The organism is Kitasatospora sp. NPDC057518, assembly GCF_042802075.1.
Lineage (GTDB): Bacteria > Actinomycetota > Actinomycetes > Streptomycetales > Streptomycetaceae > Kitasatospora.
The window spans coordinates 1-20,017 of record NZ_JBHVEU010000127.1 but is presented as its reverse complement, the minus strand read 5'-3'; the positions used below and the strand labels follow the sequence as shown (position 1 = coordinate 20,017).

The 20,017-nt window shown below is 72.7% G+C and carries 17 protein-coding genes and 1 tRNA gene; 3 read left to right on the top strand and 15 right to left on the bottom strand.

Annotated elements, in window-relative coordinates:
- Positions 1 to 132: 132 nt before the first annotated feature.
- The 11 genes from ACFU7Z_RS15775 to ACFU7Z_RS15725 form a co-directional block, all read right to left on the bottom strand.
- Positions 133 to 906 (bottom strand): ABC transporter permease, encoded by a 774-nt coding sequence (locus ACFU7Z_RS15775; RefSeq protein WP_380777845.1) that lies wholly within the window; start codon positions 904 to 906, stop codon positions 133 to 135.
- 38 nt (positions 907 to 944) lie between these two features.
- Complete coding sequence (locus ACFU7Z_RS15770) at positions 945 to 1,916, bottom strand: ATP-binding cassette domain-containing protein (RefSeq protein WP_380777847.1); 972 nt, start codon at positions 1,914 to 1,916, stop codon at positions 945 to 947.
- Positions 1,916 to 2,755 (bottom strand): DUF4097 family beta strand repeat-containing protein, encoded by an 840-nt coding sequence (locus ACFU7Z_RS15765; RefSeq protein ID WP_049650301.1) that lies wholly within the window; start codon positions 2,753 to 2,755, stop codon positions 1,916 to 1,918. The genes ACFU7Z_RS15770 and ACFU7Z_RS15765 overlap by 1 nt, the downstream gene beginning before the upstream one ends.
- A gap of 108 nt (positions 2,756 to 2,863) precedes the next feature.
- Positions 2,864 to 3,436 carry a toxin-antitoxin system HicB family antitoxin gene (locus ACFU7Z_RS15760; protein ID WP_380777844.1) on the bottom strand — a complete coding sequence of 191 codons (573 nt, stop codon included), beginning with the start codon at positions 3,434 to 3,436 and terminating at the stop codon, positions 2,864 to 2,866.
- 178 nt (positions 3,437 to 3,614) lie between these two features.
- A complete protein-coding gene (locus ACFU7Z_RS15755) occupies positions 3,615 to 4,655 on the bottom strand; it encodes an adenosine deaminase (RefSeq protein ID WP_375874793.1) in 1,041 nt (346 codons plus the stop codon).
- Between the two features lie 135 nt (positions 4,656 to 4,790).
- Positions 4,791 to 6,086, bottom strand: a complete 1,296-nt coding sequence (locus ACFU7Z_RS15750) for a DUF445 domain-containing protein (protein ID WP_259316613.1) — start codon at positions 6,084 to 6,086, stop codon at positions 4,791 to 4,793.
- A 91-nt stretch (positions 6,087 to 6,177) separates the two neighbouring features.
- Positions 6,178 to 7,473 carry a nucleotide sugar dehydrogenase gene (locus ACFU7Z_RS15745; RefSeq protein ID WP_049650311.1) on the bottom strand — a complete coding sequence of 432 codons (1,296 nt, stop codon included), beginning with the start codon at positions 7,471 to 7,473 and terminating at the stop codon, positions 6,178 to 6,180.
- A gap of 2 nt (positions 7,474 to 7,475) precedes the next feature.
- Positions 7,476 to 8,714 carry a glycosyltransferase gene (locus ACFU7Z_RS15740; protein WP_053111993.1) on the bottom strand — a complete coding sequence of 413 codons (1,239 nt, stop codon included), beginning with the start codon at positions 8,712 to 8,714 and terminating at the stop codon, positions 7,476 to 7,478.
- A 169-nt stretch (positions 8,715 to 8,883) separates the two neighbouring features.
- Positions 8,884 to 9,846, bottom strand: a complete 963-nt coding sequence (locus tag ACFU7Z_RS15735) for an ATP-binding cassette domain-containing protein (RefSeq protein ID WP_074005054.1) — start codon at positions 9,844 to 9,846, stop codon at positions 8,884 to 8,886.
- A gap of 36 nt (positions 9,847 to 9,882) precedes the next feature.
- Positions 9,883 to 10,761, bottom strand: a complete 879-nt coding sequence (locus tag ACFU7Z_RS15730; RefSeq protein WP_380777843.1) for an ABC transporter permease — start codon at positions 10,759 to 10,761, stop codon at positions 9,883 to 9,885.
- A complete protein-coding gene (locus ACFU7Z_RS15725; RefSeq protein WP_074005053.1) occupies positions 10,754 to 11,551 on the bottom strand; it encodes an ABC-2 family transporter protein in 798 nt (265 codons plus the stop codon). Before ACFU7Z_RS15725 ends, ACFU7Z_RS15730 begins: the two co-directional genes overlap by 8 nt.
- Positions 11,552 to 11,824: 273 nt before the next feature.
- On the opposite strand from ACFU7Z_RS15725, the gene ACFU7Z_RS15720 reads away from it, so the two are divergent.
- Positions 11,825 to 14,170 (top strand): transglycosylase domain-containing protein, encoded by a 2,346-nt coding sequence (locus tag ACFU7Z_RS15720; protein ID WP_380777842.1) that lies wholly within the window; start codon positions 11,825 to 11,827, stop codon positions 14,168 to 14,170.
- Positions 14,171 to 14,189: 19 nt separating this feature from the next.
- Here ACFU7Z_RS15720 and ACFU7Z_RS15715 read toward each other — a convergent pair whose 3' ends face one another.
- From ACFU7Z_RS15715 to ACFU7Z_RS15705, 3 genes are all read right to left on the bottom strand, one after another.
- Positions 14,190 to 15,359, bottom strand: a complete 1,170-nt coding sequence (locus tag ACFU7Z_RS15715) for a winged helix DNA-binding domain-containing protein (RefSeq protein WP_049655696.1) — start codon at positions 15,357 to 15,359, stop codon at positions 14,190 to 14,192.
- 137 nt (positions 15,360 to 15,496) lie between these two features.
- On the bottom strand, positions 15,497 to 15,799 hold the full coding sequence (locus tag ACFU7Z_RS15710; protein ID WP_049655715.1) for a co-chaperone GroES: 303 nt from the start codon (positions 15,797 to 15,799) through the stop codon (positions 15,497 to 15,499).
- Between the two features lie 219 nt (positions 15,800 to 16,018).
- Entirely contained in the window at positions 16,019 to 16,360 is a 342-nt protein-coding gene (locus tag ACFU7Z_RS15705) for a DUF3618 domain-containing protein (RefSeq protein ID WP_049655697.1), read from the bottom strand.
- A 166-nt stretch (positions 16,361 to 16,526) separates the two neighbouring features.
- On the opposite strand from ACFU7Z_RS15705, the gene bcp reads away from it, so the two are divergent.
- On the top strand, positions 16,527 to 17,000 hold the full coding sequence (gene bcp, locus ACFU7Z_RS15700; protein WP_049655699.1) for a thioredoxin-dependent thiol peroxidase: 474 nt from the start codon (positions 16,527 to 16,529) through the stop codon (positions 16,998 to 17,000).
- Between the two features lie 101 nt (positions 17,001 to 17,101).
- Here the strand turns inward: bcp and ACFU7Z_RS15695 are convergent, their stop codons facing one another.
- Entirely contained in the window at positions 17,102 to 19,459 is a 2,358-nt protein-coding gene (locus ACFU7Z_RS15695) for a chitinase C-terminal domain-containing protein (protein ID WP_380777846.1), read from the bottom strand.
- Between the two features lie 431 nt (positions 19,460 to 19,890).
- On the opposite strand from ACFU7Z_RS15695, the gene ACFU7Z_RS15690 reads away from it, so the two are divergent.
- A tRNA-Leu gene (locus ACFU7Z_RS15690) sits at positions 19,891 to 19,974 on the top strand.
- Positions 19,975 to 20,017 lie beyond the last annotated feature (43 nt).

The following is a 20,017-nucleotide window of genomic DNA, read 5'->3' as shown; positions in this document are numbered from 1 at the left end:
GGCCGATGCCGGCCGATATCCAGGTCAGGGCGATGGTGAGGAAGAGCAGCAGCCCTGCCGCGGTCACCCGGCGCTGGTCACTCGGCCCTGGTCACTCGGCCCTGGTCACTCGGCGCACCGGCGATACCCCCGTCACCGCCGGTAGAAGACGCTCCGCGACCAGAAGTAGCCGACCAGCGTCAGCGCGGTGCACCAGGCGAGGGCGATCCAGGCACTGGTGCCGATACCGGTGCCCAGCAGCAGCCCGCGCAGGGTCTCGATCATGGGCGTGAAGGGCTGGTACTCGGCGAACCAGCGCAGCGCCGTGGGCATGGAGTCCGTCGGCACGATGGCGCTGCCGATGAAGGGCAGGAACTGCAGCGGCATCGGCATGTTGCTGGCGCTCTCGACCGTCTTGGCCACCAGGCCGATGCCGGCCGATATCCAGGTCAGGGCGATGGTGAGGAAGAGCAGCAGCCCTGCCGCGGCCAGCCACTCCACCGGTCCGGCGTTGGGCCGGAAGCCCATCGCGAGGGCCGTGCCGACCACCAGCACCAGCCCGATCATGGTCTGGATGACGCTGCCGACCACGTGCCCCGCCAGGAAGGCGGAGCGCGATATCGCCATCGTGCGGAAGCGGTTGACGATGCCCTCGGTCATGTCGGTGCAGATGCCGATCGCGGTGACCAGCGCCCCGGACGTGGCCGCCATCAGCACGATGCCGGGCGTGACGTAGTCGATGTAGTGGCCGCCGCCGATGCCGGCGCCCAGCGTGCTGCCGTAGGCGTAGTTGAAGAGCAGCAGCATCATGACCGGCGTCACCACGACCGCGAAGGTCAGGGACGGGTACCGCAGCGCGTGCTTGAGGTTGCGGCGCAGCATGGTCAGCGAGTCGCCGAGCGCCTGGCCGGCGGTACTGGTGGCCATAGGCGTGGCCGTGTGCGTGGCCGTGTGCGTGGCCGTGCTCATCGCGAGCCCTCCCCGGTCAGTTGCAGGAACACGTCGTCCAGGTCGGCCGTCTCCACGACCAGCGACTCGGCCTGCACGGACGCGTTGTCGAGGGCGTCCAGCACGGCCTTCACCGTGAGGACGGAGTTGTCCCCCGGGATCTCCAGCCGCAGCGCCTCGGTGTCGGCCGTGGCGTACGGGAACAGGGCGGCGGCGGTGGCCAGCGAGCCGGCGTCGGTGAACCGGAGCCGGATCCGCCCGCCGGGGGCGTACCGCTTCAGCTCCTCGGCCGTGCCCTCGGCGACGATCCGGCCACCGTCCAGGACGGCTATCCGGTCGGCGAGTTGGTCGGCCTCCTCCAGGTACTGGGTGGTGAGGAAGATCGTCACCCCGTGGTCGGCGACCAGGCTCCGGATGATCTCCCACATGGTGCGCCGGCTGCGCGGGTCCAGCCCGGTGGTCGGCTCGTCCAGGAAGATCACCCTCGGGTCCCCGACCAGGGTCATCGCGAGGTCGAGCTTGCGCCGCATGCCGCCGGAGAAGGTGGCGACGGCCTCGCGGGAGGCCTCGGTGAGGTCGAAGCGCCGCAGCAGCTCCTCGGCCCGCCTCCGCCCCTCCCGACGGCGGAGGTGGTTGAGGTCGGCCATCAGCAGCAGGTTCTCCTCGGCGGTGAGCAGGTTGTCCACCGCGGAGAACTGGCCCGTCACCCCGATCGCCTTCCGCACCCCGTCGGCCTCGCGTTCCACGTCGTGCCCGGCCACCCGGGCCGAGCCGCCGTCGGCGGGGATCAGGGTGGAGAGGATCTGCACGGTGGTGGTCTTGCCGGCGCCGTTGGGCCCGAGCAAGGCGAACACGCTGCCCGCCGGAATCTCCAGGTCGATGCCCCGCAGGACCGCCTTGTCCCCGTAGGACTTGGTGAGCCCCGTCGCCGAGACCGCCGGGAGCGAACGGACCGCCACGTCCGCCGGGGCCGCCGCGTTCGCCGCCATCACGCCCGCCGGACGATGACGTTGCCGACCTGGGTGCGGCCGCGGACCTCGACCGTCTCCACCGCGTCGCCCGGGCCCTTGGTGGGGCCGAGGTCGTTGCGGACGCCGCCGACCTTGCTGTGCACGTCGAGCCAGGCCGCCGTGCCCTCCGCGATGCCGACCTCCACGTCCCCCACGCTGGTCTGCAGGGTGACCTGGCCGCGGACCACCCGGCCGACCCGGATGTGGCCGTGCGCCGACTTGGCGGTCACGTTCCCCTCGGCCTGGCCGACGTGGATCCGGCCGTTGGAGGCGTTGGCGTGCAGCTCGCCGCGGACCTCGTCGATCTCGGTGTCGCCGCTGCTGTTCTTGACCGTCAGCCGGCCGCCGACGGAGCCGATCTCGATCCGGCCGGCTCCGGAGACCTCGGCGTCCCAGGCCGTCCCGCCGAGCCGGATGTCCCCGAAGCCGCTGTCGAGCCGGGCGCTGTCGGCGTGCTCGACCTGGATCCGGCCGAGCGAGGTCTTCAGCCGGCAGGCGCCGAGCGCCCCCTCGGTGACGAACTCGGCCATCGGGGACTCGCTGTGGACCTCGGAGCCGACCGGCAGCTCGACCAGGATCTCGACCGCGCCCTTCTTGCCGCTGAAGACGGAGCGCTGCTTGGGGGCCTTGATGCCGAGCCGGCCACCCGAGAAGTCGACCTGGGTCTGCTCGGCGGCCTTGACGTCCGCCTCCTTGGCCGGGTTGGCGGGCCGGACCTCGACCACGGCGTCGGTGCGCTTGCTCGCCTTGATCCAGACCGAGCCGATGTCGAACTCGAGGATGGCGGAGATCGGTCCGTCGGTCTCGTACGTAGGCATGGCTGTCCCGTCCTCTTGACTCGTGTGGGTGTCCCCGCTGGTCGGAGCGGGGGTGACGTCGAAGGTGCAGAAGGTGGTGCGGGAGGTGCTGCGGGCGCTACGGAGCTGTCAGTGGACCCAGCCGGTGAAGCCCTGGCCGCCCATGCTGCGCGGGACCCGGCTGCCCGGGTCGGCGACCGGCCGGCGGGCCGGCTCACCGCCCTCCAGGGCGCCGGCCAGGGCCCGGACCAGCCAGGCGTTGAGCGAGAGGCCGGCCTCGACGGCGGCCTCCTCCGCCCGGGCCTTGAGGTGGGCGGGCAGCCGGAGGTTGATCCGGGCGGTGCCCGTCTCGTCCGACTCCGACGCCACCGGAGGCGCCACCGGTGGCACCACGGGCGACACGACTGGTGCCACCGGCGCCGACGGTGGTGCCATATCGCCGTGGAAGGCATCCGATCCGGGCGGCGCCGTCACCACGAACTCCGGGTCGAGTCCGCGCAGGCGCACGTCCACCGAGCCGGGGGCGAGGTCGCGGGTGACTTCTCCCATGGCCGCCGACAGCGCGTTGAGCAGGGTGAGCCGCACGGCCGACTCCAGCGGGAGCGTCAGCCGCTCGGCCAGCGCGCGGGCTTCGTCTCCGCCCGTGGCGGCGGCCACCGCGAGCTCGTTCCGGAGGTTTTCCACATATGGCGTGAGGTCCATGGCCGTAAGCATGGCACAGCGATGGCACCATGTCGAGCATTTATGGCACCACTGTGGCGCCATCACCCGAACGGCGGTGGCGCCAACCCGCGCCGGAACACGGAACCGCCCCGCCGACCCCCGGGAACGAGGGCGTCGACGGGGCGGTTCACCAGGGGAAACGCGGACCGCGGGAAGGTCAGGCCTGCTGCCAGCCCGCCAGGTAGGCGTCGATCTCCCCAGTCAGCCGGGTCTTGCCCGCCCCGTCCAGGAAGGAGGCCTCGACGGCGTTGCGGGCCAGCCCCGCCACCCCGGCCTCGTCCAGGCCCAGCAGTCGCGCCGCCACCGCGTACTCGGTGTTGAGGTCGGTGCCGAACATCGGCGGGTCGTCGCTGTTGACCGTCACCAGCAGTCCGGCGTCCACCATCCGCTTGATCGGGTGGTCCTCGATCCGCTCCACGGCCCGGGTGGCGATGTTGGAGGTCGGGCAGACCTCCAGCGGGATGCGGTGCTCGCCCAGGTGATCGAGCAGCGCCGGGTCCTTCACCGCCTGGGTGCCGTGCCCGATGCGCTCGGCGCCGAGCATCCGGATCGCGTCCCAGACCGTCTCCGGCCCGGTGGTCTCGCCCGCGTGCGGCACGCTGTGCAGGCCGGCCGCCCGGGCCCGGTCGAAGTACGGCTTGAACTGCGGGCGCGGCACGCCGATCTCCGGGCCGCCCAGGCCGAAGCTGACCAGGCCCTCGGGGCCCAGCTCGGTGGCCAGCCGGGCGGTCTCCTCGGCGGACCGCAGCCCCGCCTCGCCCGGGATGTCGAAGCACCAGCGCAGCACCACGCCGAGCTCCTTCTCGGCGCGCAGCCGCGCGTCCTCGATCGCCTCCATGAAGGCGACCTCGGGGATGCCCCGGCGGACCGAGGAGTACGGGGTGATGGTCAGCTCGGCGTACCGGATGTTCTGCCGGGCCATGTCCTCGGCCACGCCGTAGGTGAGCGCGCGGACGTCCTCGGCGTCCCGGACCAGGTCCACCACGCTGAGGTAGACCTCGATGAAGTGCGCGAAGTCGGTGAAGGTGAAGTACTCGGCGAGCGCCGCCGGGTCGGTCGGCACCTTGGAGTTCCCGGCGTACCGGGCGGCCAGCTCCGCGACGACGCGCGGCGAGGCCGAGCCGACGTGGTGGACGTGCAGCTCCGCCTTGGGCATCCCGGCGATGAACGCCTCGATGCTCCGGTCGGTGGAGCCGATCCGGCTGGTGTGGGGGACGATCCGACTTCCGTCCGGCTGGACCACGGTGGTTCCCTTCTTCCTTCTCCGTGCTTCTACGCGCGTATCGCGAAGTTCGGCCCAGGATAGGCCCACGCCGGGGGCGCCGTCCCCGGATCACCCCCCGAGCGCGACCGCCACGGTGTGGATCAGCAGCCCGGCCAGGGCGCCGACCACGGTGCCGTTGATCCGGATGAACTGGAGGTCGCGGCCGACGTTGGCCTCGATCTTGCGGGAGGCGTCGTCGGCGTCCCAGCCCGCCACCGTCTCGGAGATCAGCGAGGTGATCTCGGTGCGGTAGGTGTCGACCAGGTACTGGGCGGCGTCCTGGAGCCAGCCGTCCACCTTGGCCTGGAGCTTGGGGTCGGTGGCCAGGCGCTCGCCGAAGCGGCGCACGCCGTCGCGGATGCGCCGGCGCAGTTCGCTGTCCTCGTCCTCGGCCGCGCCCATCACCAGGGTGCGCACGGCCGCCCAGGTGGAGTTGATCAGGTCCTGCACCTCGGGGCGGGCCAGCAGCTCGCCCTTGGCCCGCTCGACCCGGGCGATGGTCTCCGGGTCGGTCTGCAGCTCGGTCGCGAAGTCGGCGAGGAAGTTGTCGATCGCGCCGCGGGCCGGGTGGTCCGGGTCGTCCCGGATCTCGGTGACGAACCGCATCAGCTCCTTGTAGACCCGCTCGCCGACCTGGTGGTCGATGAACCTGGGCGTCCAGCCCGGGGTCTTCTGGGTGACCTTCTGGACCACCTCCTCGTGGTTGGTGGTCAGCCAGCCGTGCGCCCGGACGGCGACCAGGTCCACCACCCCGTGGTGCCCGCCGTCCGCGACCACCTTGCCGAGCATCCGGCCCATCGGCTCGGCCACCGAGGTGGCCGCGGCCCGCCTGGTCACCGCCTCGGCGACCACCGCCCGCACGTCGTCGTCGCGGAGCACCGCGAGCAGGCCGCGGAGCGCCGCCGAGGCCTCCTTGGTGACCCGCTCGGCGCTGCCCGGCGCGGCCAGCCACTCCCCCAGCCGGCGGCCGATGCCGAGCGCCGCCAGGCGGCCGCGGACCACGTGGCCGGAGAGGAAGTTCTCGCCGACGAAGTCGCCGAGCGAGCGGCCGAAGGCGTCCTTCTTGGTCGGGATGATCGCGGTGTGCGGGATCGGCAGGCCGAACGGCCGGCGGAACAGCGCGGTCACCGCGAACCAGTCGGCCAGCGCGCCGACCATGCCCGCTTCGGCGGCGGCCGCCACGTACCCCGCCCAGGGGCCGGCGCCGGCCGCCTTGGCCCAGGTGGCCAGGGCGAAGACCAGGGTCGCGAAGGCCAGCAGGCCGGTCGCGATGGTCTTCATCCGGCGGACGCCGCGTCTCTTCTCCTCGTCGGCCGCGGTGAACCGGACTCCGGGGCCGGTCCCGCTGAAGGCATCGTCACTCACCCCGCCAGTCTGCCCGTTGCCCGGCGCGGACGGGGGCGCGCATCGCGATCACGCGCCCCCGGGGACCTCACATGCCGGGCGAGGAGGGGCCTCACTCCCCGCCCAGCACCATCCGCCGCACCTCCGCGCCCGCCCAGCGCTTCGGGTCCGTGCACCGCCGCCCGTCCAGCAGCACCCGCACCCCCGGCAGGTCCACCGGCGCCAGGTCCCGGTACTCCGGGTGGTCCGCCTGCAGCACCGCCGCCACCACCGGCTCCCCGCCGTACGGCGGCAGCCCGAGCGCCGCCAGCTCCTCCGCCTCGTACAGCGGGTCGCTGACGTACGGCCGCGCGCCCGCCGACCGCACCGCCTCGACCAGCGGGAACACCCCGGAGTACGCCGTCTCCTTGACCCCGCCCCGGTACGAGGCGCCGAGCACCAGCACGCCCTGCCCGGCGATCCCGCCCGGCACCGCGCCCGCCAGCACGCCCACCGCGTACCCCGGCACCGCCAGGTTGGCCTCGCGCGCCGCCCGGACCACCGTCGCCCCCGGGTCGTTCCACAGGTACAGCCGCGGGTACACCGGGATGCAGTGCCCGCCGACCGCGATGCCCGGCCGGTGCAGGTGGCTGTACGGCTGCGAGTTGCAGGCGTCGGCGATCTCCGCGAAGTCCACCCCGACCTCGTCCGCGTAGCGGGCGAACTGGTTGGCCAGCGCGATGTTCACGTCCCGGTACGTGGTCTCGGCGAGCTTGCTGAACTCGGCCGCCTCCACCGAGGCCAGCTCCCAGACGCCGTTGGGCCGGGGCAGGTCGGGGCGCGGGTCGAAGTCCAGCACCGCCCGGTAGAACTCGGCGCCGCGCCGGGTGGAGGACGCGTCCAGGCCGCCGACCAGCTTGGGGTAGCGCCGCAGGTCCGCGAAGACCCGTCCGGTGCGGACCCGCTCCGGACTGAACACCAGCGCGAAGTCCGTCCCGGCCGCGAGCCCCGACCGGGCCGACAGCCGCGGCGCCCAGCGCTCCCTGGTGGTGCCGACCGGCAGGGTGGTCTCGTAGCTGACCAGGGTGCCCCGGCGCAGCCCGGCCGCGACGGCGTCGGTGGCCGCGTCCAGCAGGGCGAAGTCCGGGCTGCCGTCGGCGGCGGTGACCAGCGGGACGACCACGACGACGGCCTCGGCCCGGGCGACCGCGGCCGCGGTGTCGGTGGTGGCCCGCAGCAGGCCCTCGGCGACGACCCGCTTGAGCGCCTGGTCCAGGCCCGCCTCCCGGGGGAACGGCGGCACGCCCCGGTTGACGCTGTCCACCACGCCCGGCGCGATGTCCGCGCCGGTCACCCGGTGGCCCTTCAGCGCGAACTGCACCGCCAGTGGCAGGCCCAGCTTGCCCAGCCCGACCACGCAGACGTCCAGGCTCATCCCCGTCCTCCGTTCACCGAGTCGGCCAGCCGGCGCCACGCCGGGTTCCTCCGCAGCCCGCGCCGCACCTGCTCCGGGACGAGACCGCGCCACAGCTGCCGCGCCAGGTCCAGCGGCCCGGCGGCCGCCTCGACCTCCGCCACCGCCGCCTCCTCGCGCAGCAGGAACAGCTCGTCCGGCAGACCGAGCCGGGCGTCCCGGAACGCCGGGTAGCCCGCGTACTGCCGCCGTCCGTCCACCACCACCGGCGGATCGCCGTGCGCCGCCTCGTAGCGGACCTGGTCACGCAGCGCCTCCGGCCGTACCGCGCAGGCCAGTTCGAGCCGCACCCGCTCGGCGACCGGCAGCCGGTGGTACACCTCGCGGGCGCCGAACCGCTCGACCAGCCGGGCGGTCTCGACGCACACCCGCTCCTGCATGTCCGCGGTCAGCAGCAGGAAGCCCTCCCGCAGCAGCCGGGGCACGTCCCAGCCGAAGCTGCGGGCCCGGATGGCGTCCAACTCCTCGCCCGGCTCGGCCAGTTCGACGGCCACCTGCTGCAGCGCGGCGATCCCGCGCAGCCGGTCCAGCACCCCGGCCCGCTCGGTGACGTTGCCCCGGTCCTCGCGCAGCACCAGGAAGTAGCAGTCGTAGGAGGCGAGGACGGACACCCTGGCCGCCCGCAGGCAGGCCTCCAGGGTGAACGGCTGGTCCGAGAAGACCTTCAACCCCTCGTCGCGGCGCAGCCCGTGGCGCCGGACGAGGTCGAGCCGGAACAGCTTGGTGTCGGCCAGCGCCCAGGCCAGCGCGGAGTCGGCGAAGCCCACCGACTCGGCGTCGGCGTGGAAGATCCCCTGCGGCACCAGCCGCCCGTTCACCCCGACCTGCTTGGGCACCACCACGTCCGAGCCCCAGGCGTCGGCGGCCGTGACCAGCCGTTCCAGCGCCTCCTCGCCGAGCCAGTCGTCCGCGCCGAGGAACAGCACGTAGCGGCCGCGGGCCAGCTCCAGGCCACGGTTGGTCGGGCCGGCCGGGCCGCCCGAGTTGGACTGGTGCACCACCGTGAACAGCCCGGGGTGGCGGGCGGCGTACTCGTCCAGCAGCTCCCCGCCGCCGTCCGTGGAGCCGTCGTCCACCGCCACCACCTCCAGCCGCCCCGGCGCCAGGGACTGCCCGACCAGCGAGTCCAGGCAGGCGGTGAGGTACGGCATGGTGTTGTAGACCGCGACCACCACGGTCACGTCGGGTACGGCCATCGGGTGGCGGGCCTCCGGTTCCGGACATCGGCGAGTGATGCCGGGTCAACTCACGGTGAGGGCCGGGGGTCACGACGATCACCCACACCGGTGACTAGGAACCGAACGCACCCCCGGCCGTCGCACGGGTGAGCGACGGCCGGGAAGGCGAACCAGGACCCGGCACCCGTCAGCCGATCGCGACCTCCGCGTACATCCGGGCGATCACGTCCTCGATGGCCGGCTCGCGCACCGACAGGTCCACCAGCGGGTAGCGCGCGGCGACCGCCGCCACGATCGGCGCGGCGCTCTCCTGGGCCGGGAAGGCCAGCCACTGGCGCGACCCCTCGACCCGGGTGACCCGGGCCCCGGGCACCTCGACCGGGTGCCCGAGTTCCTGCGCGAGGTCCACCACCAGCGTCCGCTCGCTGCGGCCGGTGGCGTGCAGCCCCTCCAGCCCGCCGTCGTACACCAGCCGGCCGTGGTCGATCACCATCACCCGGCCGCAGAGCTGCTCGATGTCGGTCAGGTCGTGGGTGGTGAGCAGCACGGTGGTGCCCCGGTCCCGGTTGACCTCGCGCAGGAACTCCCGCACCCGGCCCTTGCTGACCACGTCCAGGCCGATGGTCGGCTCGTCCAGGTAGAGCACCCGGGGGTCGTGCAGCAACGCCGCCGCGAGGTCGCCGCGCATCCGCTGGCCGAGCGAGAGCTGGCGCACCGGGGTGTCCAACAGCCCGCCGAGGTCGAGCAGTTCGACGCAGCGGTCGAGGTTCTCGCGGTACCGGGCGTCCGGGATCCGGTAGATCCGGCGGGCGAGCTCGAAGGAGTCGCGCAGCGGCAGGTCCCACCAGAGGGTGGTGCGCTGGCCGAAGACGACGCCGATCCGGCGGGCCAGCGCGACGCGCTCCCGGGCCGGGTCGACCCCGGCCACCCGCAGCCGTCCGGAGCTGGGGACGAGGATGCCGGTGAGCATCTTGATGGTGGTGGACTTGCCGGCCCCGTTGGGCCCGATGTAGCCGACGCACTCGCCGGCCTCGACGGTGAAGCCGAGCCCGTCCACCGCGCGGACCTCGCGCCTGGCCCGGCTGAACCGGCCGGTGCGGGTCCGCACGGTGAAGGTGCGGTGGACGTCCTGCAGTTCGATCAGTGCCATGGGGTTCCTCACGAAGCGAAGCGGAGCGGCGGGGGTTCAGCTGCCGGTGCCGCGGTAGGCGCGCAGCCCGGCCCGCCAGGCCAGTCCGGCGGCGAGGACGCAGACCGCGGCGGCCACCGGGGAGGCGAACTGGAAGGCGGTGGGCAGGCCGAGCGGGTCGGGCCGGTCGAGGATGCGCAGCGTGGGCAGCCAGTTGACGAAGGCCAGCGGGACGCCGAAGACCACCGCGGCGACCAGCTCCTTGGCGAAGATCGTCGGCGGGTAGTGCAGCAGGGTCGCGCCGCCGTAGGTGAAGGAGTTCTGGATCTCCTTGGACTCGCCCCACCAGAACTGGACGGTGGCGCCGCCGACGTAGACCGCGCCGAAGATGACGGTGCCGCAGAGCAGCAGGACGGGCACCAGCAGCACCCGGTCCCAGGTCCAGTGCACGTCCAGGGCGGTCAGCGACCAGACCAGCACGGCGACGGCCTGGAGCGGGCGGCCGAGCCGGCGCAGCGAGAAGCGCTCCGCGCACAGCTGGGAGAGCGCGGGCGCGGGCCGGATCAGCATGGTGTCCAGCGAGCCGCTCCTGATCCGCGCGCCCAGGCCCTCGGCCGAGCCGACCAGCAGGTTGGCCGTGCCGAGCGAGAAGGCCGCGGTGGCGTAGAGGAAGGCCGTCTCCGGCAGGCTCCAGCCGCCGAGCCGGTCGGTGTGCCGGAACATGATCACCAGCACCACGAAGTCGAGGGAGTGGGTGACCAGGCTGGCCACCAGGTTCAGGGCGAAGGAGGCCCGGTAGGCCATCATCGAGCGCATCCACATCCGGGCGCAGAGCCACCAGGAGCGCAGCGCCCAGGCGGTGCGGGGCCCGAAGGACTCCTGGTGCCCGAGGGAGTCGCGGGGCTCGAGGGGCTCCCGTACGAGCTGCTCAGCCACCCTGCACCACCACCCTGCGGGTGGCCAGCCACTGGGCGCCCCGCCCGGCGGCGAGCAGCACCGCCGCCCAGCCGAGCTGGAAGCCGAGCGCCCCGAGCAGCGCGGCGCCGCCGGTCCGCTCCAGGAAGACGTCGGTGGGGACGTTCACCAGCGCCGACCAGGGCAGCACCCGGCCGAGGTCGCCGAGCCAGCCGGGGAACAGCGCGACCGGCAGCAGCATCCCGGAGAAGAACATCGAGACCACCAGCATCACCGAGCGCACCCCCTCCGAGTCGTGCAGCCAGAAGCCGGTGATCGAGACCAGGAACCGCAGCCCGAAGCTGACGATCACCGCGAGCAGCGCCGAGAGCAGGAAGAACGCCCAGGTCAGCGGGTGTTCGGGCAGCCGGATGCGGAACACCAGCGCGCCGATCAGCATCGGCACGGTGCCGCGCACCAGCGCCTGGAAGCCGGCCCGGCCGAGGTCGGAGGCCAGCCACCAGCCCTGGAAGTCGACCGGGCGGTAGAGGTCGACGGCGATGTCGCCGCTGCGGAAGCGGTCCTGGAGGTCGTCCTGGAAGCCGCCGCCCCACACCGCGACGGTGACCAGCAGGCTCTGGCTGACCCAGATGTACGTGACGGCCTGGCTCTGGTCGTAGCCGCCGAGGCCGGGGCGGGCCTGCCAGAGGGCGAGGAAGGAGGAGGCCAGGATGATGCCGAAGACGGTGTTGGTGAAGGTGCCGGCCACGGTGGCGGCCCGGTAGGTGGAGTAGCGGCGGAAGGCGCCGCGGGCAACGGCGGCGTAGAGCATATTGTCTCCTTGTCGACAAATATGGGCAGAGGGAGGCGCCCCTCGACATCCGCGCACGCCCCAACGGCTCCGACCGGCCGTACCCGGGGGGTGCCGGGCCTGGCGGGCGGAGCTGCGGAAGTCGGTGCGCCGGAAAGCCGGTGCACTGGAAGGCCAGTACACCGAAAAGTCGGCGCGCTATGCGGTTTTCACCTTTCACCGTACCTCCGGCCCGCACCACCCGCACCCGGTTTTTCCGACCTGAGCCGACGTCAAATAGCAGATAATCTCGGCATGACCTTGAGCACCCGCCGCCAGGCCAAACGGGCCGCCCGCCGCGAGGCCCGCCGCGCCCTCCCGCTCTGGCGCCGGCTCCTGCCCACCTGGCGGATCACCCTCGGCACCCTCACCGCGCTGCTCCTGCTCGCCGCCGGCGGCTTCGCCGTGCTCTACGTCATCGTCCCGGTACCCGACCCCAACGCCCACGCCGTCGCCCAGAACAACATCTACCTCTACGCCGACGGCACCACCGAGATCGCCCGCACCGGCGCCGTCAACCGCACCGACGTCACCATCGACCAGATCCCGCTCCCGACCCAGCAGGCCGTCGTCTCCGCCGAGGACCGCACCTTCTACCAGAACCGCGGCATCGACCTGAAGGGCATGCTCCGGGCCGGCTGGAACACCCTGCTCGGCAAGGGCATGCAGGGCGGCTCCACCATCACCCAGCAGTACGTCAAGAACTACTACCTCACCCAGGACCGCACCATCGAGCGCAAGGGCCGCGAACTGCTCATCGCCCTCAAGGTCGACCAGCAGCGCGACAAGCGCGAGATCCTCGCCGGCTACCTCAACAGCAGCTACTTCGGCCGCGGCGCCTACGGCATCCAGAGCGCCGCCCACGCCTACTACGGCGTCGACGTCTCCCAACTCACCCTCGGCCAGGGCGCCTACCTCGCCTCCCTGCTCCAGGCCCCCAGCCTCTACGACGTCAAGACCGCCACCCCCGCCAACCGCGAGAAGGCCGTCGCCCGCTGGAACTACGCCCTCGACGGCATGGTCCAACTCGGCTTCCTCACCCCCGCCGACCGCGCCGCCACCACCTTCCCCGACCCGATCGACCCCCAGCCCGCCACCGGCCTCGCCGGCCAGGCCGGGTACCTGGTCGGCGTCGCCGACGACTACCTCGTCTCCTCCGGCACCATCGACGCCGCCACCCTCAAGGCCGGCGGCTGGCGCATCACCACCACCTTCGACAAGCCCCGGCAGGACGCCTTCGCCAAGGCCGTCCAGGAGCAGCTCACCGGCGAACTCGACCCCCAGGCCCGCCCCACCACCGACACCGACGTCCGGGTCGCCGGCGCCTCCGTCGAACCCGCCACCGGCCGGGTCGTCGCCGTCTACGGCGGCCCCGACTACGCCAAGCAGCCCTACAACGACGCGCTGCGCCAGGACAACCAGATCGGCTCCACCTTCAAGCCCATCGACCTCGCCGCCGGCCTGGTCGCCCAGCACGACCTCGACGGCCGCCCGATCACCACCGAGTCCCGCTACGACGGCACCAGCGAACGCCCCGTCACCGGCGGCCCCACCCCCTACGCCCCGCCCAACGAGGACGGCGTCGACTACGGCAACATCACCCTGCGCTACGCCATGGTGAAGTCCGTCAACTCCGTGTACGCCCAGGAGGGTGTGGACGCCGGACTCGCCCGCGTCCGGGAGACCGCCGTCAGACTCGGCATCCCCGACAGCGTCCGCGGCATGGACCCGGCCAACACCTCGATGACCCTCGGCACCGCCACCCCCAGCGCCCTCGACCTGGCCGGCGCCTACGCCACCCTCGCCGACCACGGCCAGGCGCACACCCCCTGGTCCGTCCTCAAACTCGAACGCGTCAACCCCGGCGGCGCCGTCGACGTCCCCAAGATGCCCGAGCACAACCCCACCGACGCCCTCGACCGGGAGATCGCCGACTCCGTCACCGACGTGCTGCGCGACGTCATCAGCCCGCGCGGCACCGGCGCCGCCGCCCTCGACCTCGGCCGCCCCGCCGCCGGCAAGACCGGCACCACCGACTCCAACCTCTCCGCCTGGTTCGCCGGCTACACCCCCGAACTCGCCACCACCGTCGGCCTGTTCCGGGAGAACCCGAAGACCCACGCCAAGGAACCGCTGGCCGGCACCGCCGGACTCAGCCGGATCAACGGCGGCGCCTTCCCCACCCGGATCTGGACCGCCTACACCGCCGCCGCCCTCGACGGCACCCCCACCCAGGACTTCGACCTCCGGACCGGACACGGCGCCACCACCGCCACCCCCTGGCCCGGCGTGTCCACTAGCAGCAGCCCCAGCGCCACCACCCCGACCACCGCCCCGGCCGCCGGCGGCGAACCCGCCACCACCGACCCGGCCCCCGGCACGCCCGTCGGCCACACGCCCAGCGCCCCCGCCGCCACCGGCCAGCCCCCCACCGGCCCCAACACCCCCAGCCCGCAGGCCACCAGGCCGACGACCACGGACCCGGAGCAGCCCAGCCCCACCCCGAAGCCCACCCTGGTCCAGCCGACCCGCCCCACGGCCCTGCCCAGCGCCACCGGCGGCCCCGCGAGCCACCCGGTGCCGCCGCCCCCGACGCCCTGAGCCCCCGATCGGCTCCCGGTCAGCCCCTGAGCTCCTTCTCCAGCGGGGTGCGGAACCGCGGCGTCACCCGCACCTCGCCCAGCCAGCCCGCCAACCGCTCCGCCTCCGCCGCGACCGCCCGCTCCGCCTCCGCCCCGGCCCCCCGGAACAGCCGCCACACCACCTCGCCGTCCGCGCGCTGCGTCCAGCCGCCCACCACCTCGCCGCACCACCACACCGTCGGCCCGGCGTTGCCCGCCCGGTCGAACAGCGCCGGCACGTCCTCCGGCCGCAGGTACCAGTCCCGCCCGCGCCAGCCCATCACCGCCGGGTCCAGCGCGGGCAGCAGCGCCGCCCACGGCTCCGGCTCCGCCACCGGCCCCTCGTCCCCCGGCAGCACCAGGGCGGGCGCCCCGCCGGCCAACGCCACGTCCAGCGCCCCGAGATCGGCCAGCGCCCGGCGGACGTCCCCCAGCGTCCAGCCCGTCCACCACTTCACGTCCTCGACCGTCGCCGGCCCGTACGCCGCCAGCCAGCGCCGCACCACCTCGGCCTTCGCCTCCCGCACCGGCACCTCCGGCCACTGCGGCACCAGCGCCCACGGGTAGCTGCTGCTCAGCCACGACCCGCGCGGACGGCAGCGGCGCACGTGCCCGTCCGAGGCCAGCAGCCGCAGCAGCCGGCTGCCCACGCTCTGCCGCGCCTCGTACGCCTTGCCCGCGGACATCAGCATCGTCTCGCGCAACTGCGGTACGTCCTCGGAGAGTTCCTTGGTCGTCGCCTCGCCGCGCCCGGCCAGCGCGGCCAGCACCTCGCGCTCCGCCTCCGCCAGCCTGGCCTCGTCCCAGCCCTCGGCGTGGTCCCGCAGGTGCTTCAGCAGCGTCGCCCGCTCCTTCGCCGCGATCGCCCGTGCCGCCGCCGAACTCACGTACGGGGCCAGGCCCTCCGTCACCGCGAAGATCGTCCGCCGCATCGACAGCAGCTTCACCAGCGAGACGTCCTCGTACAGCGCCCGGTCCACCTCCGCCGCCGAGGGCTCGGCCAGCCGCGCGCAGGCCGACAGGTACACCGTGGCCGCGTCCGTCGCGTGCAGCCCGACCACCGCGTCGGCCACGTCCTCCACCCGCGCCGCCCGCACCGACGGCGCCAGCAGCTGACGCCGCCCCAGCCTGGCCCGACGCTCCCCGTCCCCGATCACCGGCACACTCATGCCGGGACCCTAGCGCGCGGCACCGACAACGCCCCCGATCCCCGCGGCGGAACGCCATGTCGCGGACCCCCGCCGCGAAAGCACGGTGCCCCCGACCCGGGTCGGGGGCACCTCAGGGCACGGAGCGGATCAGACCGTCACAGGTACAGCCCGGTCGAGCCCTCCGTGTCGCCGAAGCGGGTGGCGGCGACGGCGTGCAGGTCGCGCTCGCGCAACAGCACGTAGGTGGCGCCGCGGACCTCGACCTCCAGCTTGTCCTCCGGGTCGTACAGCACCCGGTCGCCGGGCTCCACCGAGCGCACGCTCTGGCCCACCGCGACGGCCTCCGCCCAGGTACAGCGCTTGGACAGCTCCGCCGTGGCCGGGATCAGGATGCCGCCGGTCGAACGGCGCTCGCCCTCGCCGCCCTCGATCCGCACCAGCACGCGGTCGTGCAGCATCCGGATCGGCAGCTTCTCGCCGAGCCGGTCGTGGCGGGCGGGCTCCTGCGCGTCGTCGGAGCGCGTCGGTTCGTGGTTCGTACTCACGGTCCCGAAGGTACCTCCCCCGGGCGCGGGGCGTGACGCTGGCCCGGTATCCGGAAGGCCCGGCAGGCGGAGCGCCGGGCACGCGAAAGGCCGGGCACCCGTCGCGCCCGGCCCCACCGTCCCGCTGTGCGCTCAGCCCTTGCGGCGCTTGCGCGCCGAGGCGACCAGCAGCACCAGGCCCACGCCGACCAGCGCGGCCGGGACGATCCGCTCGCGGCGCGGCTGCCCCTTCTCGTCCACGAACTGCGCCCGGACCTTCTCCACCACGCCGCTGGCGGCCACGTACGCCCGGGCGGTCTTCTCCTCGACGGCGGCCACCGCCTTGGCCTTGACCTGGGCGGTCACCGTGCTCGGGTGGACGCGGACGGCCAGCTCGTCCAGGGTCGACGCCAGCCGGTCACGCGTCCGCTCGATGTCCGCCTCGATCTGGGCGGTCGTCCGCGCCGACTTGTCCTGCGTGCTCGCCTCGCCCACTCGGGCCACCCCATTCACTCGCCGATGTTGTTCCATCCGATCCCTGCGATCGGTGCGACTGACCCAGTGTGTCAGCTGCCGCACACGGTCGCGCGGCCCCACCCACCATCGGAGGTAAGTTTGCCGTGGTACGACCGCCCGTCCCAGCATCCAGGAGAGTACGACCGTGAGTGAGCGTCTCCAGCCCGGCGACACCGCGCCCGCCTTCAGCCTGTCCGACGCCGACGGCAACCAGGTGTCCCTCGCCGACCACGCGGGCCGCAAGGTCATCGTCTACTTCTACCCCGCCGCCCTGACGCCCGGCTGCACCAAGCAGGCCTGCGACTTCACCGACAACCTGGAGGTCCTCGCGGACGCCGGCTACGACGTCATCGGCATCTCCCCGGACAAGCCGGAGAAGCTCGGCAAGTTCCGCGAGGCCGAGAACCTCAAGGTCACCCTGCTGTCCGACCCGGACAAGGAGGTGCTGGAGGCGTACGCCGCCTTCGGCGAGAAGCAGAACTACGGCCGCACCTACCTGGGCGTCATCCGCTCCACGATCGTCGTGGACGAGCACGGCAAGGTCGAGCACGCGTTCTACAACGTGCGGGCCACCGGCCACGTCGCCAAGCTGCTGCGCGACCTCAAGGTCGGCGCGTAAGCGTCGGCGCGTAAGCACGGCCGGTACGACGAAGCGGTGGCGGCACACCCCCCGACCGGGTGCACCGCCACCGCCGTCCTCACCTCAGCGGACCGCCCTGATCAGCAGGTCCCGAGGTCGCTCCAGACGCCCCACGAGCCGCTGGCCGCGGGGTCGTCGCCCTTGGTCCACCACTTGTTCTGGTAGTAGTGGCCCTTCCACGAGACCTTGGTGGGCGTCGCGTAGGTGGTGCCGGCGTCCCAGCTCGGGGCGGCCGCGCAGGTGCCCGAGGTCGGGGTCGCGGTCGGCGTCGGCGTCCCGGTCGGGGTGGCCGTCGGCGTGCCGGTCGGCGTGCCCGTGGGGGTCGGCGTCGGGGTGGCCGTCTGCGACGGCGTCGGGGTCGGGGTCGGCGTGCCGCCGTCCACCGCGCCGCGGGTCAGGTCGCCCTTGATCCCGTACAGCGTGCCGCCCACGTTGACCGTCCAGTTCGACGGCGTGGACACCGGCAGGTAGTAGACGAAGTCCATGTCGATCGAGGCGCCCGGCGCCAGCGACTGCCAGCCCGGCAGCTTGACCGACACCCGGTTGTAGGTGCCCTTCAGGCCGCCCACGTTGCCCGGGCCCGGGTTGTCCTGCTTGATGACCTGGAGGCCGAAGCCGGACTGGTCCTTGGCGTTGCCCGGGGCCGAGTTGCCGTAGTCGAACTGGAACTCGGTGCCGCCCGGCAGGGTCAGCGTCGAGTTGTTGACGATGTGCAGCTTCGGGTTGATCGGGTAGTTCGAGTCGCCCAGCGCGAAGTTGGTGAACGACACGTCGATCGGCAGGGTCTGCTGCGGCAGCGCGGTCGTCGCGCGGACCGCGCCGTACGGGGCCGCCGACTTGAACTTGTCGTACATCAGCGAGGTCAGCGTCGAACCGGGCACGTACTCGCCCTTGCCGCCGTTGGCGGCCGCGTCCCACTTGTAGTCGCCCGCGAGCTCCCAGATCATCGCGCCGCCGGCGCCCTGGTTGACGATGTAGTCCGCCTTGGCGCCCACCGACTGCTCGTCCTCGGTGGAGAGGAACACCTTCTTGGCGTCGTTCCACAGCCACGGCGCCACCAGCGCCGAGCTGTAGTTGCGGGTGTAGGTGCCCTGCAGCGCGGTGTCGGAGACGCCGTACTTGGCCAGGTAGTCGGGCAGGATGCCCTTCTCCAGGTTCTTGGCGTGCCACATCGGGTTCGACCCGGCCGGGGACTCCTTGCCCGCGTCGTCCTTGTCGTTCCAGATGTTGTCGATGCCGACCGCGCCGTCACCGCAGGCCGTCAGGCCGGAGCCGGCCGGGCAGGTGGTCGCCGAGGCGGTGCCCCAGAGGCCGTTGGTGCCGCCCTGCACGTTCTTGAAGCCGCGGGTGTAGTACGGCAGGCCGACGTTGATCCGGCCTCCCGGCATCGAGCCGCGGAAGTAGTGGTACGACCAGTCGGCGTTCAGGTAGCCGATGCCCCCGTACTGCCCGGTGCCGTAGACGTTGGCGGCGGCCAGCTCGCCGTCCTTGCCGTCGTCGTACAGCGAGGCGTTCGGGCCCACGTACTTGTTCCAGGCGCCGTGCAGGTCGTACGACATGATGTTGACGTAGTCCAGGTACTTCGCCACCTGGAAGGTCTCCATGCCGCGCAGCAGGTAGCCGGAGGACGGGGCGGCGACCGACAGCAGGTAGTGCCTGCCGTCGGCGGCGCCGGCCTTGTCCAGGCTCTCGCGCAGGGTCTTCATCAGCGCCGCGTAACCCTTGGCCAGCGAACCGCGCTTGCCGTTGGCGAGCTGCCAGTCCAGCGGGTTGCCGGCGTCCTTCATCGAGGTCGGGTACTCGTAGTCGACGTCGACGCCGTTGAAGCCGTACTTGCGGATGAAGTCGACCGAGGAGGCGGCGAAGGTGTCGATGCCGGCCTGGTTGACACTGCCGTCCGGGTTGACGGTCATCGAGTAGAAGCCGCCGGAGTTGACGCGCTTGCCGTCGTCCCCGAAGTAGCCGCCGGTCTCGGTCCAACCACCCACCGAGATCAGGGTCTTGACGTTCGGGTACTGCTTCTTGAACTTCGTCAGCAGGTTGAAGTGGCCCTTGTACGGCAGGCTCGGGTCCAGCTCGGCACCGGGGACGCCGGGGAAGGAGATCCCGGTGGCCTCGTTGGTCGGGCCGTCGGTGCCGACCGAGAGCTTGTTGTCGCCGCCGACGTGGCCGAAGGCGTAGTTGAGGTGGGTGACCTTGTCCCAGGGGATGTCGGTCGCCAGGTACGGGGCGTCGCCGTTCTTGCCGGTGCGCCAGCCGGTGAAGTAGCCGATGATGCGGCGCTGGTGGTCCGCGCCCATCTTCTCGCGCCCGCTGGTGTCGTAGACGGAGCAGTACGGGACGTCCACGCCGGGCGTCTGGTACAGGCCGTCGGGCCGACAGGCCGCGTTGTCGACGGCCGCCGACGCCTGCGAGGGCGCCGCACCCAGCGTCGCCATCAGCAGTCCGGCCAACGAGGCCGCCGCGAGCGAGGCCACACCGGCGCGGGCCGCCGGGCTCTTCCGGCGGTGCGCGGCGGTGGGACGCCGCTCCGCCGTGTTTCGGATCAACACTCGGTCCTCCAGGAGAGAGTGTCGGCGCGTGCCTGTGGGGGAGCACGCACGTGGGGGTTGCAATTGGCGGAGAAGCTATGTGGTCTGAACCACATAGGTCAATAGGTCTGTACCAATTGGTAATCAACAGCCAAACATCACAGGTCGGAAGCGCGCGACATCCAGTCAGCCCCCTGGCCGAAACCCACTCCCGGCACCCCCGGGGCGACCCGACGGGCCCGGCGCCACCGCCGCCGCGGGGCCCGGACGCGGCACCGGCGGGGCGACGGCGGAAGTCGCTGTCCCCACACTCGGCGAAGCCCTAGACTGGTCGCCATGCGGCCTTGGCGGAATTGGCAGACGCCTGGGTTTTAGGTGCCCATGGGAGAAATCCCGTGAGGGTTCGAGTCCCTCAGGCCGCACTAGCCCTAGACTCGAAGGCCCGCCCCGAGAGTGATCTCGGGG

Bases quoted from the DNA above. Each gene is read 5' to 3' on its own strand.
- ACFU7Z_RS15770 (WP_380777847.1), bottom strand. From the start codon at position 1,916: ATGGCGGCGAACGCGGCGGCCCCGGCGGACGTGGCGGTCCGTTCGCTC.
- ACFU7Z_RS15765 (WP_049650301.1), bottom strand. From the start codon at position 2,755: ATGCCTACGTACGAGACCGACGGACCGATCTCCGCCATCCTCGAGTTC.
- ACFU7Z_RS15740 (WP_053111993.1), bottom strand. From the start codon at position 8,714: ATGGCCGTACCCGACGTGACCGTGGTGGTCGCGGTCTACAACACCATG.
- ACFU7Z_RS15710 (WP_049655715.1), bottom strand. From the start codon at position 15,799: ATGCTGCACGACCGCGTGCTGGTGCGGATCGAGGGCGGCGAGGGCGAG.
- ACFU7Z_RS15720 (WP_380777842.1), top strand. From the start codon at position 11,825: ATGACCTTGAGCACCCGCCGCCAGGCCAAACGGGCCGCCCGCCGCGAG.
- ACFU7Z_RS15725 (WP_074005053.1), bottom strand. From the start codon at position 11,551: ATGCTCTACGCCGCCGTTGCCCGCGGCGCCTTCCGCCGCTACTCCACC.
- ACFU7Z_RS15715 (WP_049655696.1), bottom strand. From the start codon at position 15,359: ATGAGTGTGCCGGTGATCGGGGACGGGGAGCGTCGGGCCAGGCTGGGG.
- ACFU7Z_RS15760 (WP_380777844.1), bottom strand. From the start codon at position 3,436: ATGGACCTCACGCCATATGTGGAAAACCTCCGGAACGAGCTCGCGGTG.
- ACFU7Z_RS15775 (WP_380777845.1), bottom strand. From the start codon at position 906: ATGGCCACCAGTACCGCCGGCCAGGCGCTCGGCGACTCGCTGACCATG.
- ACFU7Z_RS15735 (WP_074005054.1), bottom strand. From the start codon at position 9,846: ATGGCACTGATCGAACTGCAGGACGTCCACCGCACCTTCACCGTGCGG.
- ACFU7Z_RS15695 (WP_380777846.1), bottom strand. From the start codon at position 19,459: ATGGCGACGCTGGGTGCGGCGCCCTCGCAGGCGTCGGCGGCCGTCGAC.